Source organism: Streptomyces sp. B5E4 (genome assembly GCF_039871555.1).
Classification (GTDB): domain Bacteria; phylum Actinomycetota; class Actinomycetes; order Streptomycetales; family Streptomycetaceae; genus Streptomyces.
In genome coordinates this window covers 48,933-62,070 of sequence record NZ_JBDPMI010000036.1, presented here as the reverse complement: position 1 = coordinate 62,070, position 13,138 = coordinate 48,933, and the positions used below count along the sequence as shown (strand labels likewise).

Sequence of the window (13,138 nt, the reverse complement as noted above, 5' to 3'; positions counted from 1 at the left end):
GCTCAGTCCGGCGCACCGGCCGGCCGGCGTCCTCGCAGGCCGGCCGGTTCCGTAGGGAGAACTCCGCCGGCCTCCGCGTTCCCTGCCGGATCCGGTGCCGGGTCGGGCAAATCCATCGACGCGAGCCTGGCCGGGTCGATCACGACCCTGATGGCGGTGATCCGCTCGCCCGTGACGGTGAATGCGAGGACCGCCTGCACGCTGCCGTCCTCGTGCCACGAGACGATTCCGGGCCTGCCGTCCACGAGCACCGCGCGCCCCCGCGCGGAGGCACCGGCGGACAACTGCGCGCCGGCGGCGACCCTGGTGGCGCCGAGAGTGACGACGACGCCGGACGGGGTGTCGACGGTCAGCTTCACCTCGGGGTGGAGGACCCGCAGCAACTCCTCGAAGTCGCCCCGCCGGGCCGCCGCCAGAAAGGCGTCGACCACCGCACGCCGCTCCCGGCCGCCACCGGGCGGCGGCTCGCTCGTCCGCACCTTCCGGCGGGCGCGGCTGGCGAGCATCTTGGTGGCGGCGGTGGACTTGCCGAGGATCCGGCCGATCTCGTCGAACGGCACGGCGAACAGGTCGTGCAGCACGAACGCCAGCCGCTCGCCCGGCCCGAGCGACTCCAGGACCACCAGCAGCGCGAGCCCGACGGAGTCGGCGAGCACCGCGTCGTCCTCGGGCGCGCCGCCGTCGTCGAGCGTCACCACGGGCTCGGGCAGGCCGTCGTCGTACGCCGCCTCGGGGCGGGCCTGGCGCGCCCGCAGGACGTCGAGGCAGATCCGGCCGACCACGGTGGTCAGCCAGCCGGGGAGGTTGCGGACGGCCGCCGCGTCCTGGCGGGACAGGCGCAGCCACGCCTCCTGCACCACGTCCTCGGCGTCGGCGTGCGATCCGAGCATGCGGTACGCGACCGAGCGCAGCCGGTCGCGCTGGGCCTCGAACGCCTCGGTCACCTCGTACGCCTCGGCCGCGGGGTCGCCGTTGGGGGTGGGGTCGGACATGCGGTTACCTTCCTCCGTTCTGCTCCGTCATGGGAGATGACGGGCCCGCAGGGGCACAGGTAACCGATGAAGGAGCAGGACCGATGGAAGCACGGATGACGAACCCGGCCAATCCCGACGTGATCACGGCGATCCAGCACCTCTACAAGGCGATCAACGCCGGGGGTGTGGATCCGCGCCTGCTGTCGCTCGTCCACCTGCGCACCAGCCAGATCAACGGCTGCAGCCCGTGCGTCTTCGCCACGATCCAGGCGGCGAAGAAGGCCGGCGAGACGGACGAGCGGCTGCACCACGTGGTCGCGTGGCGCGAGACGCCGTTCTACACGGACGCGGAACGGGCCGCCCTCGCCCTGACGGAGGCCGCCACCCGGCTCCAGGACGGCGGACCGGGGGTGACCGACGAGGTCTGGGACGCCGCCGCGGAGCACTTCGGCGAGGAGCAGTTGGGCGCGATCACCCTGGAGATCGCGCTGACCAACTTCTTCAACAGGATCAACCGCACGGTCCGGGAGCAGGCCGGCAAGACCTGGTGAGCGGTGGCGGGTCAGGCGGTGCGGGCCGGGGCCGGGCGCAGGGCGGGCGCCGGGGAGAGCTGGGTGGTGTGGCGGCGGGCCAGCCGGAGCACCGCCCGCAGCGTCGGTTCCGCCTGGCCCGGGTCGCGGCGCCAGCGGGCCTCGATCGCCACCGGTCCCTGGCGAGTGGCCAGCGGGAGGTCGACGAGGCCGCCGTCCTCCAGGTCCCGTAGGACGGCCAGCCGGGGCAGCAGCGCCAGGCCGCGGCCGTGCGCGGCCAGGCGGCGCAGCGCGGGCAGGGAGTCGGCGGTGGTGGCGGCGCGGGTGCGGGCCGGCAGGTCGCGGCTGAGGCGGTCGTAGAGCACGGTCGAGCTGCAGCCCGGCTCCGCGACGAGGAACTCGGCGGCCAGCACGTCCGCCTCCGTGACCTCCGCCGCGCCCGCCAGCGGGTGCGCGGGGCCGGTGACGAGCACGACCTCCTCGTGCCCGACGACCGCGCTGGGGCCCGCCGTGCGGCTGCCGTCGTCGAAGTGGAAGGCCAGGTCCAGTTCGCCGGCGGCCAGTTGCTCCGCCAGCCGTTCACGGGGACCGACGACGACGCTGATCTCCGCGTCCGCGTCCGGGCCGCCGGCGCCGTAGTCCAGCGCGGTGACGATGTCCGGCAGCCACTCGCCCGCCAGCGTCTCCGGCGCCCCGATGCGCAGCCGGGGCCGGGAGGCGGCGGCGGCGCTGCGCATGCGTTCGTCGATCTCCAGGGCCTCGCGCGCGTACGGCAGCAGCCGGCGGCCGGCGTCGGTGAGGGAGGCGCCGGTGGAGGTGCGGACCACGACCGTGACGCCGAGTTCCTGTTCCAGACGGCGCAGTTGGGCGCTGAGGCTCGACTGCGCGTACCCCAGCCGCTCGGCCGCGGCCGATATCCCGCCGGTCTCGGCCACCGTCACGAAGGCGCGCAGATATCGAGAGTCCACCGTGGGATCGTGTCACCGCCCTCTTCACCCGCGCCATCACTTTTTTGCATGGACGCGCCACACAATACGTGCCGCGAGCTCCGTCAAGTGACCATGGGCACACCGGAGTTGACTGCCCGGCGCCGAGCGCGCTCCCTCGTCACCGCTCCCGGCGCGGGCCGTCATGCCGCGGAGTCCAGCACGAACCCGTCCAGCGCGATCCCCGCCCACGCCAGCTCGATCAGCACGTCCACCGCCCGCCGGCTGTCCGGCACCTCGGCGATCAGCACCGCGGGATCATCGCCGGGCACCGGGGGCACGTCGAGGACGAGCGCGAGCAGCCGCCGCGCCCCGGGGCGGCGCGCGGGCTCCGCCAGCCGCAGCAGCAGGTGCCGGGTGTGCCCGGGCGCCGCGTCCCACGGCCCGGCGTCGTGCCGGACCGCGGGCGGTGCGGCCTGGCGTACCGGGTCGCGCGGCGCGTCCCGGGCCGCCGCGGGCTGCGGGATCCGGACGCGCCGGTGTCCGTCCGTTCCGTAAAGGGGCATGGTGGGCTCCCGTCCGCCGTGCGCGTGCCGGCCGTCCGACGGCCGGCCGCCGTCGGGTCCCACGATCCGCCCCGGGACGGCCGCCCGTCATCGTCCGGCGAGTGGCTCCCGCACTGCGGTCAGGGGTGTACGTCCCCGCCGCCTGCAACCTGTGCAGCAGCGCCCGCTGCGCCTCCCGGAGGACGCCTGACCGGCGCCGATTGGTTACGGTGCAGGGCATGACGGCGGCAGCGCAGACGGACGCGAACAGCGAGCACACGGTGCTCCGCTACCTCGCGACCGCGATCGAGGACGGGCGGAAGACGGCGCGAGATACCCGCGCGTACGCCAAGGACGCGGGCTTCGCCGCCGTCGTGGCCCTCGGCTGCGTGGGCACGATGCTGCTGGCGCCGGACGGGCGCACCGGCTTCGACGCGCTCGCCTGGGTGCTCGGCCTGGCCGGCAGCGCGGCGCTGGTGGCCCGGCACCGCTTCCCGCGCGCGGTACTGGTGATCACGGCTGCGGCGATGGTCGCGTACCAGCTCCGCGGCTACCCCGACGGCAGCCCGGTGCTGCCGATGCTGGTCGCCGTCTACCGCTCCATCCGCGGCGGGCACCGCGCCTTCTTCGCCGTCACCGCCCTGGTCTCCCTCGCGGTCAGCCTGGGTTCGCTGCCGCTGCTCCCGCTCGGCGACGAGGCGCTGCGCGCGGCGCTGGAGAAGCGGTTCCTGACGTTCGGCTGGGTGGTGGCGTGCGCGATGGGCGCGGCCATGCGCATCCAGCACGAGGCGATGCTCGCCCAGGCCGAGGAGCGGGCCGCGGAGAACGCGCAGCGCAGCGCCGACGAGGAGCGGCTGCGCATCGCCCGCGAGCTCCACGACACCCTCACCCACAGCATCTCCGTGATCAAGGTCCAGGCCGGGGTGGCCGTGCACCTGTCGAAGAAGCGCGGCGAGGAGCCCCCGCCGGCACTGCTGGCCATCCAGGAGGCCAGCGGCGACGCCGCGCGCGAACTGCGCTCCACGCTGCACGTGCTGCGCAACGCGGACGGCGGCGCCGAGGGCGTCGGACTCGAACGCCTGCCGGAGCTGGTGGAGCGGGCCCGGGGCTCGGGGGTGCCGGCGACGGTGGCCGTCGCGGGCGAGCGGCCGGCGCTGCCGGCGGAGGTGGACCGGGCGGCGTACCGGATCGTGCAGGAGTCACTGACGAACGTCGCGCGGCACGCCGGGCCCGCGGCGGCGGTGGGCGTGCACGTCTCGTACGCGCCGGACAAGGTCGTCGTCCAGGTCGACGACGACGGCGCCGCCGACCCCGGGGCACCGCCGCAGCCGGGCATCGGGCTGACGGGGATGCGCGAGCGGGTCGCCGCGCTCGGCGGCGAACTGCACGCCGCGCCGCGGCCGGAGGGCGGCTTCCGGGTACGCGCCGAGCTGCCGCTGCGGCAGACCGGCGGGCCGGCGGGCGCGGCCACGTGATCCGGGTGCTGCTCGTCGACGACCAGGCCCTCATCCGGGGCGGGTTCCGGGCGCTGCTCGACGCCGAGGACGACATCGAGGTGGTCGGCGAGGCCGCCGACGGCGCCGAGGGCGTACGGCTCGCCGCCCGGCACCGTCCGGACGTGGCGCTGGTCGACGTGCAGATGCCGGTGCTCGACGGCATCGAGGCCACCCGCAGGATCGCCGCCGACCCCGAGCTGGCCGGCGTGCACGTCGTCATCCTCACCAACTACGGCGTGGACGAGTACGTCTGGGGCGCGCTGCGCGCCGGGGCCGCCGGGTTCCTCGTCAAGGACATGGAGCCGGAGGACCTGCTGCACGGCGTACGGGTCGCCGCCCGCGGCGACGCGCTGCTCTCCCCCGCGCTGACCCGCAAGCTGATCCAGGAGTACGTCTCCCGCCCCGCCGGCGGCGTGCCCGACGCGGACGACGCGCTGCGCGACCTCACCCGGCGCGAGCGCGAGGTCGTCACCCTGGTCGGCGGCGGCCTCAGCAACGAGGAGATCGCCGCCCGGCTGCACATCAGCCCGATCACCGCAAAGACGCACGTCAGCCGGTCGATGACGAAGCTCGGCGCCCGCGACCGGGCGCAACTCGTCGTGCTCGCCTACGAGACGGGCCTGGTCACCCCGCGCGGCCCGGTGGCCGGACAGCCCGCGGACTGACCGCTGACGGGTGCTCAGGCGGCCCCCGCGCGCGCCGCCGTGTCGGTGGCAGGCTCTATGCTCTGAACCCATGCTCGAAGACCGCGCGACGCCCCTGAGTCCCCGTCAAGTCGCGCAGCAGCAGCCGCTTCCGGGCGCGGATCCGGCCCCGCTGCAGCCGGCTCTCCCGCTGCCCGCGCCGGCCGGCCCCGCGGAGCCCGCGGACCCGGCGCGTACCGCAGGATCGGGGACCGCCGACAGCGCGACCGATGCCGGGCAGCGCCCCGGCATCCCCCCGCCCGGCGCTCCCGCCGAACGCTGGCCCGCCGACTACCCCGAGGCGTACGCCGTCGTCGACGTCGAGACCACCGGGCTGCGCTCCGACGACCGCATCGTCTCCGCCGCCGTCTACCGCCTCGACGCCCACGGCGCGGTGGAGGACAGCTGGTACACGCTGGTCAACCCGCAGCGCGACCCCGGCCCGGTGTGGATCCACGGCCTGACCCGCGACATGCTCGCCGACGCGCCGCTCTTCCCGGAGATCGCCGAGGAGTTCACGGCCCGGCTGGAGGGCCGGGTGCTCGTCGCGCACAACGCGGTCTTCGACTGGATGATGATCGCCCGCGAGTACGCCCGCGCCGGGCTCACCGCTCCCGTGCGCCGGCGGCTGTGCACCATCGCGCTCGCCCGGCAGTTGCGGCTGCCGCTGCCCAACGCCCGGCTGGCGTCGCTGGCCGCCCACTTCGGCGTCGCCCAGCGCAAGGCCCACGACGCCGAGGACGACGCCCGCGTCCTCGCCGAGATCTTCCGCCCCAGCCTGCGGCAGGCCGCCGAGGCCGGCGCCCGGCTGCCGCTGCTGGCCTGCCAGCCGCTGACGGAGTGGTCGGAGCAGGCGCCCTCCGGGAGCACCGGCGGCACCCGCTCGCCGGGCGGGCACGGCGCGTACCAGTGGCGCACCTGGCGGCCGAACCGCCGGCTGCCCCCGTCCCCGTATCCCAACCCGGGGCGGTACGTGCGCGGCGGGCGGCTCAAGCAGGGCATGCGCGTGGCCTTCTCCGGCGACACCTCGGTGGACCGCAGCCTGCTGGAGGACCGGGCCGTCGAGGCCGGGCTGCACGTCGCCGCCAGCGTCTCGCGCTACACGAGCCTGCTGGTCACCAACGACCCCGGCGCGCCGACGGGCAAGGTGACGCGGGCCGCGGCACACGGCACCCCGGTGATCGACGAGGCCGCCTTCCTCCACCTCATGCGGGACGTCGAGCCGGCGGACGCGCTGCCGGACACCGAGGGCGGGGCGGGGTAGCGGGGTCCCGTCGGGCGGCGCCGGACCGGGGAGTACGGTCAAGGGGTGTACCGCTTCCTGTTGTCCCGGCAGTGGGTGATCGTCACCCTGGTGGCCGTCCTGCTCATCCCCGTGATGATCCGGCTCGGCTTCTGGCAGTTCCACCGCCACGAGGACCGGGTCGCGCGCAACGACCTCGTCGCCCGCAACCTGAAGGCCGAGCCGGTCCCGGTGGACCGGCTCACGCGTGAGGGGCGCACCGTGCCGCGCGAGGACACCTGGCGGACGGTCACGGCCACCGGCGCGTACGAGCCGGAGCGGGAGGTCGTCGTACGGCAGCGGCTCGGCGCCGACGACAAGCAGGGCTACTTCGTCGTCACCCCGCTCCGCCTCACCGACGGCTCCGCGGTCCTCGTCAACCGCGGCTGGGTGCCCGCGGGCGCCGATCTCACCACCTTCCCCAAGGTGCCGCCCCCGCCCACCGGCGAGGTCACCGTCACCGGCCGGCTGCGCCCCGACGAGACGACCGGCAGCGGCATCCGCGACAAGGCGGGCCTGCCGGACCGCCAGGTGATGCTGATCAACAGCGCCGACGAGGCCGCGGACGGCCTGCCGGGGCCGGTGCTCGGCGGGTTCGTCGAGCTGGTCGGCACCTCGCCGAAGGCCACGGGCAGGCAGCCCGAGCCGGTGACCGAGCCGGACCACAGCAGCATCGGGGTGCACATCGCGTACGCGATCCAGTGGTGGATCTTCGCGGCGGCGGTGCCGTTCGGCTGGTGGGTTCTCGTACGCCGGGAGCGCCGCGACCGCGAGGCCGCGGCGGCGAAGGCGGCCGGGGCCGGGGCGGCGGAGGCCGGGACGGCGGAGGCCGGACGGGCGCCGGGCGGGATCGCCGCGGACGCGGCCGGGAAGACCGCGAACGGCCCCGCGCGGCGGCCCGCGGACGACGACCCTGCCCCATCCCTGGCGCCCGCCGAGCAGATGGCGGCAGACTGACCCCCATGGATCTTGGACTCAACGACCGCGCCTACGTCGTGACCGGGGGCTCGCGCGGCCTCGGTCTCGCCGTCGCCGAGCAACTGCTCGCGGAAGGCGCGAAGGTGGTGCTCAGCGGCCGCGACAAGGACCGCGTGACGAGCGCAGCCGCCGCACTCGGCGAGTCGGCCGTCGGCGTCGCCGCCGACAACGCCGACCCCGGCACCCCGGACCGGCTCATCGCCGCCGCCCGGGAGCGCTTCGGCCGTTTCGACGGCGTGCTCATCAGCGTCGGCGGCCCGCCGGCGGGCAACGCCACCGCCAACACCGACGCCGAGTGGGAGACGGCGTTCGGCTCCGTCTTCCTCGGCGCGATGCGGATGGCCAGGACGGCCGCGGGCGAGCTGGAGGAGGGCGGGGTCATCGGCTTCGTGCTCTCCGGCTCCGTCCACGAGCCGATTCCCGGGCTCACCATCTCCAACGGGCTGCGCCCGGGGCTCGCCGGGTACGCCAAGTCGCTCGCCGACGACCTCGGGCCCCGCGGCGTGCGGGTCGTGGGGCTGCTGCCGGCGCGGATCGACACCGACCGGGCCCGCGAGCTGGACGCGCTGTCCGGCGATGCGGCGGCGGCGCGGGCCCGGATGGAGGCGAAGATCCCGCTGGGCCGCTACGGCACCCCGGAGGAGTTCGGCCGGACGGCGGCGTTCCTGCTGTCGCCCGCGGCGTCGTACCTGACCGGGATCATGCTGCCGATCGACGGCGGCATGCGGCGGAGCATCTGAGCGCGGTGGCCGGACGCAGCGCACGTACGGGCACGGACGCCGGCCGCTTACGCCGGTTACCCTCGAGCGGGACGAGCGCGGAGCCCCGGGGCGGGTCGCGCGTGCGCCGTACGGGACGTACCGCCGGTACGAGCCGTGCGCACCGCGCGACCGCCGCGGTCCGGCACGGATAAGACCCACGGGCCCGCGCCCGCGCCCGCCGTCACGAGACGCGCTCCGGGCGGTGCCTGGCCGAGCGGAACCTGATCTCCGCGGGCAGCCGCGCCAGGCCCACCGACGCGCGGGCCGGAGCGAGCGCCCGCTCCTCGATGTGGTCCACGGCCGCCGCGGGATGCGCGCCGGGGCCCAGCAGCACACCGAAGCTGGCGCGCGGCGCCGTGCGCCGGCCCGTGAGGGTCACCCGGGCCCGTTCCACCCCCTCCAGCGCACCGGCCTCCTCCGCCAGCACCTCCTCCAGCGCGGACCCGCGCAGCAGGGCCCGCGGGGCGGCCGGCAGCGTGAGCGTGCCGGGGCCCTCGGGCTCCGTGCCTTCGGGGTCCGGGTCCGTGGGGGAAGCCCAGTCCTCCGCCCGGCCGGGGTCCGTACCGGACGGGCCGGACCCCCCGGGCGCGAGCGCACCGCCCGTGTCGACGACGACCTCGCCGAGGCGGGCCCGGCGCAACTGGGCGACGAGCCACCAGCCGCAGCAGAGCACGAGCAGCGACAGACCGCCGACCACCGTCGGCCACCACCAGCCGTCGTCCCGCCACCGCAGCCGGGTGCCGCGGCTCAGCAGCACGTCGTCGGGGCCGTCGGCGTACGGCGCGAAGCCGGGCCGCGGCAGGTCGAGGCCGGCGGCGAGCACGGCGATCCCGGCGCCGGCGGCCACGAGGCCGACGACGGCGAGCAGGATCCGGTTGATCACGCGCAGCATCTCGCTCACCCCTTCGCCGGCGGCCGGCGTACGTGGACGGACAGCGCGGGCCTGCGGGCCAGGCCGAGTTCGCGTATGCCGTCGCCGAGGACCGCGGCGAGGTCGGCGCGGACGTCGTCCAGCTCGCGGAAGTGCGACTCGGCGCGCGCGCTGACGCGGCGGCGGCCCACCGAGACCCGTACCGACCGCACGCCCGAGATCTGCATGGCCCGGTCGCGCAGCACGACGGACGCCGCCCGCCGGTCGAGCCCGGCCCGCAGGTCCGGCGAGGCGTGCCGCATCGGCAGCACGCCGCGCAGCCCCGGCGTGACGGCCAGCAGCACCAGCCAGGCGCCGAGCAGCACGGCCAGGGCGGCGGCGGTGAGCACCCAGGCGTCGTCGAGCGGGCGGGCGGCCAGTTCGTCGGCGACGCGGCGGCGCCACTGCATCGCGGGGCGTTCGGTGCGTACGGCGACGATGTCGTAGAGCAGCAGCCCGATGCCCACGGTGGCCGCGGCGGCGGTGAGCGCGGCGGGCACCCGGCGTACGGACCAGAAGCGGGCCGCCGCATCGGCGCCCGCGCCGGCCGGCTCGGCCGCGTACCCGGAGGCCGACGTGCTCTGCCGCCACTCGTCCGGCTCGGCGGCCACGGTGCCGGCCGAGCCGCCCTGTGACCAGGACTTCGTCTTGTCGGAACTCATCGCACCCTCCCCCGCGGCGCGTTCGGCCGCTCCGTGGCGTGCAGCCGCTCGACCTCCACGGCCACCTCCGGGACCTCCAGCCCGACCAGAGCCCTTACCCGCTCGGTGACCGCCCGACTCACGGCGCAGCACTGGGCGCCGAGGTCGGACGGGAACCCCAGGTGGACGCCGACGCGGACGCGGGCGGTGTCGCCGCGTACGACGACGGCGGCGTGCGCGGCGTCGGTTCCGGGCGCGCCGAGGAGCGCCTCGCGGGCCGCCTGGGAGGCGATCTTCGCGATGACGCGGTCCTCGATCCGGGTCGCGCCCCGCTCCCCCGCCGGCACGGCCGGCTCTCCTGACCCGGCGTCCCCGGCCTGCGCCGCTTCTTCTCCGTGCTCGCCCGCCACCGACGTCACGGGGTCACCGCCGCCGGTCGTCGCGCTCGCCCGGTCTGCGGAAGAAGTCGCCCGGCTCCAGGTCGCCGTCCAGCACCCGGCCGACGACGAAGCCGATCGCGCCGAGCGCCGCCACCAGCAGGAAGGCACCGAACCCGCCGAAGTAGCCGGCGAAGCCCAACGCCATCCCGGCGATCAGGCCGACCACTGCCATGCTCATCGCACGCACCTTCCCCAAGCTCCCCGGGGCGGGTCCCCCGCCCCGCCGTCACTGCAGCCGCGGCTGCTCGGCCCCCTCGTCCTCGTCGTCGGGCAGCTTCACGTCGGTCACCGCGATGTTGACCTCGACCACTTCGAGGCCGGTCATCCGCTCGACGGCCGAGATGACATTCTCCCGTACGGCGCGGGCGAGTTCGGTGATGGAGACCCCGTAGTCGACGACGATCTCCAGGTCGAGCGCCGTCTGCACCTCGCCGACCTCGGCCCGCACGCCGGCCGCCGGCCGGGCGGAGCCGGGCACGCGGTCCCGTACGGCACCCGCGGCACGGGTGAGGCCGCTGCCCACGGCGTGCACGCCGACGACGTCGCGCGCGGCGAGGCCCGCGATCTTCTCGACCACGCCGTCGGCGATCGTCGTCCGCCCCCGCGTCGCCGGATCGCCGGTGCCGCGCCGCGTGCCCAGCACCTTCGGCGGGGCCGTTGCCGGCTCCCGCCTGACCTCCCTGACCGTCGACTCGCTGCTCACCGTCTCCACCCTTTCCTGACGACCGTGGCGTGCGCTCGTTTCGCCCCCCACTATCCGTCCCCTGCCCGGGGTGGGGCCAGGGGAATGCGACAGCCGGGCCACCGGGGCTCCGCGAGCGGGTGGCCGACCGCGCGGGTAGGGGAGGATGCGGCGGACGAGGACGGAGGACCGGCACCGGGCGGTGCGTTCCCCCTGCCCGGGGGAGGATGGAGCGTATGACGGCGGGGAACTGGCAGCGGGCGGTGCGCGAGCAGGTGGGCCTCGGCAGGCTGCTGCCGCTGGGCGCCGCGGCGGACGGCACGTGGATCGCGGAACGCGCGGCGGCGGGCGTGCTGCGCCGCGCGGCGGCGGGGGTGCCCGGGGCCCGGGTGACGGGTCTGCGGGTGGAGCTTGCGGCGGACGCGGCGGACGCCGGGGGCGGTACGGAGTCGGCGGGCGGGGCGGAGGGCGCGGGGCCGGGGGGCGGCGGGGAAGGCGGGGACACCGCACGGCCAGGACCCCGGCCGGACCCGGTCCACGACGGGGGCGGCGCCGGGGCGGAGGTGCGTTACCTCGACGAGCGCACCCGGGCCGGAGCCGAGGCGCACCGGCGGCGGGCGGCGGGGCCGGCGCCCCTGAGCGCGTTGCCGTACGGGGAGTTGCGGATCGCGGCCGAGTGCGACGCCGCGGTGGACCGGCCGATGACCGCCACGGCCGAGGCCCTGCGGGAGGCGCTGCTACAGGGCGCACAGGAGCGCCTGGGGCTGCGCGTGGCAGCGGTGGACATCCACGTGGCAGGCCTGCTGGAAACCCCGCAGGCCGCCGCACAGCCCGCCGCCGGGGCCCCGCCGGGCTCTCCTCCCGCCGCCCGGGAGAAGCCCCACCCCGGCCACGGCGCCCCGGACGTGCCCGGGTTGCTCGACGTCGACGTCCTCCCCGGCGGCGACCATGCCGAGGTACGCGTCGTCCTCGACTCCGCGCACCGCGCGCTCGACGTGGCTCTCGCCGTACGCGCCCGGACCGACGCCGCGACCGTCACGGTCCTCGTCACCGACATCCGGTAACGCGCCCGGCGGCCGCGCGCGCCACGAGCGCCGGCCTCACCCCGCGGCCGTACACCGCGCCTCCGTACCACCGGGGCGACCGGGCCGGGCCCCGCCCGCGGAAGGATCCCCTACTCCCCCGCCCCCGCCAGGTCCCGCAGCCTGCGGGCCTGCGCCGCGCGTTCCGCCGCGCGCTGCTCGTCGTACGTCCGGCCCGCGGCCTCCCGCAGCAGCGCCTTCGTCTCGATCACCGCGTCGCGCGGCGCCGCCAGCAGCGCCGCCGCCAGGTCCGCGGTCGCGGCCCCCAGCTCCGCCGCCGGGACCACGAGGTTCGCCAGACCCACCCGCTCGGCCTCCGCCGCGTGCACGAAGCGTCCCGTGACGCACATTTCCAACGCCCGTGCATATCCGACGAGTTGCACCAGCGGCCCGGTTCCGGTGAGATCGGGCACCAGCCCGAGCGACGTCTCCCGCATGGCGAACTGCGCGTCGTCCGCGCACACCCGGAGGTCGCAGGCGAGGGCGAGCTGAAAACCCGCGCCAATCGCATGTCCCTGCACCGCCGCGAGGGAAACGATGTCATTCCGCCGCCACCAGGTGAACGCCTCCTGGTATTCGGCGATGACCGCGTCGAGGTCGCCGTCGGAATAGCGGGCGAGCTCAAGGAACGACGGCTCGTCCGCAAAGCCTTCGGGGGTGAATGCCTGCCGGTCGAGTCCGGCGGAGAAGGATTTGCCCTCGGCACGCAGCACCACCAGGCGGACGCTGCCGGGGAGTTCACGCCCGGCGGCGGCGAGGGCCCGCCACATGGCGGGCGACTGCGCGTTGCGCCGGGCGGGGTGGTCGAGGGTCACCGTGGCCAGCGTGCCGTCCTCGCCGTCCAGGGCGAGCCGTACGCCGTCTCTGTGCAGCAGCTCTGTCATATACCGAACAGTAACCACCCGGCCGGTCCAGCGGACCGGCCGGGTGCCCGTCCAGGGCCGGGGGCGCCGGTCACGGCGGCCGCGGCAGTCCGGTCAGGTCGACGCTTTCTTGCCTCGCGTCGCGCCGCCGCGACCGCGCAGGGTCACGCCGGATTCGCTGAGCATCCGGTGCACGAATCCATAGGAGCGACCGGTTTCTTCGGCCAGCGCCCGGATACTCGCACCGGAGTCGTACTTCTTCTTCAGGTCAGCCGCGAGCTTTTCGCGCGCGGCGCCGGTAACCCGGCTGCCCTTCTTCAGAGTCTCGGCCACCCGTGCCTCCTC

The 13,138-nt window shown here is 76.0% G+C and carries 17 protein-coding genes; 7 read left to right on the top strand and 10 right to left on the bottom strand.

Annotation, left to right across the window (positions count from 1 at the left end):
* Positions 1-2 precede the first annotated feature (2 nt).
* Positions 3-992, bottom strand: coding sequence for a sigma-70 family RNA polymerase sigma factor (locus ABGA99_RS32030; protein WP_347575697.1), 990 nt, complete (start codon positions 990-992; stop codon positions 3-5).
* Positions 993-1,075: 83 nt separating this feature from the next.
* Here ABGA99_RS32030 and ABGA99_RS32025 point away from each other — a divergent pair, with 83 nt between their 5' ends.
* On the top strand, positions 1,076-1,525 hold the full coding sequence (locus ABGA99_RS32025) for a carboxymuconolactone decarboxylase family protein (RefSeq protein WP_347575696.1): 450 nt from the start codon (positions 1,076-1,078) through the stop codon (positions 1,523-1,525).
* Positions 1,526-1,536: 11 nt separating this feature from the next.
* Here the strand turns inward: ABGA99_RS32025 and ABGA99_RS32020 are convergent, their stop codons facing one another.
* On the bottom strand, positions 1,537-2,472 hold the full coding sequence (locus ABGA99_RS32020; protein ID WP_347584012.1) for a LysR family transcriptional regulator: 936 nt from the start codon (positions 2,470-2,472) through the stop codon (positions 1,537-1,539).
* A gap of 161 nt (positions 2,473-2,633) precedes the next feature.
* Positions 2,634-2,996 carry a hypothetical protein gene (locus ABGA99_RS32015; protein WP_347575694.1) on the bottom strand — a complete coding sequence of 121 codons (363 nt, stop codon included), beginning with the start codon at positions 2,994-2,996 and terminating at the stop codon, positions 2,634-2,636.
* Positions 2,997-3,214: 218 nt separating this feature from the next.
* Between ABGA99_RS32015 and ABGA99_RS32010 the strand changes: the two genes are divergently transcribed.
* The 5 genes from ABGA99_RS32010 (at position 3,215) to ABGA99_RS31990 (ending at position 8,154) form a co-directional block, all read left to right on the top strand.
* Complete coding sequence (locus ABGA99_RS32010; protein WP_347584011.1) at positions 3,215-4,450, top strand: histidine kinase; 1,236 nt, start codon at positions 3,215-3,217, stop codon at positions 4,448-4,450.
* Positions 4,447-5,136: a response regulator transcription factor gene (locus ABGA99_RS32005; RefSeq protein WP_347575692.1), complete on the top strand. Its 690-nt coding sequence runs from the start codon at positions 4,447-4,449 to the stop codon at positions 5,134-5,136. Before ABGA99_RS32010 ends, ABGA99_RS32005 begins: the two co-directional genes overlap by 4 nt.
* 70 nt (positions 5,137-5,206) lie before the next feature.
* Positions 5,207-6,418: a DEDDh family exonuclease gene (locus ABGA99_RS32000; protein ID WP_347584010.1), complete on the top strand. Its 1,212-nt coding sequence runs from the start codon at positions 5,207-5,209 to the stop codon at positions 6,416-6,418.
* A 45-nt stretch (positions 6,419-6,463) separates the two neighbouring features.
* Positions 6,464-7,393, top strand: a complete 930-nt coding sequence (locus ABGA99_RS31995; RefSeq protein ID WP_347584009.1) for an SURF1 family protein — start codon at positions 6,464-6,466, stop codon at positions 7,391-7,393.
* A gap of 5 nt (positions 7,394-7,398) precedes the next feature.
* Complete coding sequence (locus ABGA99_RS31990; protein ID WP_347575689.1) at positions 7,399-8,154, top strand: SDR family oxidoreductase; 756 nt, start codon at positions 7,399-7,401, stop codon at positions 8,152-8,154.
* A 202-nt stretch (positions 8,155-8,356) separates the two neighbouring features.
* Here the strand turns inward: ABGA99_RS31990 and ABGA99_RS31985 are convergent, their stop codons facing one another.
* Genes ABGA99_RS31985 through ABGA99_RS31965 form a run of 5 tightly spaced genes read right to left on the bottom strand, consistent with a single transcriptional unit; the run spans position 8,357 to position 10,809 of the window.
* Positions 8,357-9,067 (bottom strand): hypothetical protein, encoded by a 711-nt coding sequence (locus tag ABGA99_RS31985; RefSeq protein ID WP_347575746.1) that lies wholly within the window; start codon positions 9,065-9,067, stop codon positions 8,357-8,359.
* 5 nt (positions 9,068-9,072) lie between these two features.
* Positions 9,073-9,747: a DUF6286 domain-containing protein gene (locus ABGA99_RS31980; protein ID WP_347584008.1), complete on the bottom strand. Its 675-nt coding sequence runs from the start codon at positions 9,745-9,747 to the stop codon at positions 9,073-9,075.
* On the bottom strand, positions 9,744-10,145 hold the full coding sequence (locus ABGA99_RS31975; RefSeq protein WP_347575687.1) for a hypothetical protein: 402 nt from the start codon (positions 10,143-10,145) through the stop codon (positions 9,744-9,746). Before ABGA99_RS31975 ends, ABGA99_RS31980 begins: the two co-directional genes overlap by 4 nt.
* A gap of 4 nt (positions 10,146-10,149) precedes the next feature.
* Positions 10,150-10,344: a hypothetical protein gene (locus tag ABGA99_RS31970; RefSeq protein ID WP_018835772.1), complete on the bottom strand. Its 195-nt coding sequence runs from the start codon at positions 10,342-10,344 to the stop codon at positions 10,150-10,152.
* A gap of 48 nt (positions 10,345-10,392) precedes the next feature.
* Positions 10,393-10,809: an Asp23/Gls24 family envelope stress response protein gene (locus ABGA99_RS31965; protein ID WP_347584015.1), complete on the bottom strand. Its 417-nt coding sequence runs from the start codon at positions 10,807-10,809 to the stop codon at positions 10,393-10,395.
* Between the two features lie 275 nt (positions 10,810-11,084).
* Here ABGA99_RS31965 and ABGA99_RS31960 point away from each other — a divergent pair, with 275 nt between their 5' ends.
* Positions 11,085-11,912 (top strand): hypothetical protein, encoded by an 828-nt coding sequence (locus ABGA99_RS31960; RefSeq protein WP_347584007.1) that lies wholly within the window; start codon positions 11,085-11,087, stop codon positions 11,910-11,912.
* Between the two features lie 110 nt (positions 11,913-12,022).
* Here the strand turns inward: ABGA99_RS31960 and ABGA99_RS31955 are convergent, their stop codons facing one another.
* Both ABGA99_RS31955 and ABGA99_RS31950 read right to left on the bottom strand, forming a co-directional pair.
* Entirely contained in the window at positions 12,023-12,814 is a 792-nt protein-coding gene (locus tag ABGA99_RS31955) for an enoyl-CoA hydratase/isomerase family protein (RefSeq protein ID WP_347575684.1), read from the bottom strand.
* A 93-nt stretch (positions 12,815-12,907) separates the two neighbouring features.
* Positions 12,908-13,126 carry a helix-turn-helix domain-containing protein gene (locus ABGA99_RS31950; protein ID WP_347575683.1) on the bottom strand — a complete coding sequence of 73 codons (219 nt, stop codon included), beginning with the start codon at positions 13,124-13,126 and terminating at the stop codon, positions 12,908-12,910.
* Positions 13,127-13,138 lie beyond the last annotated feature (12 nt).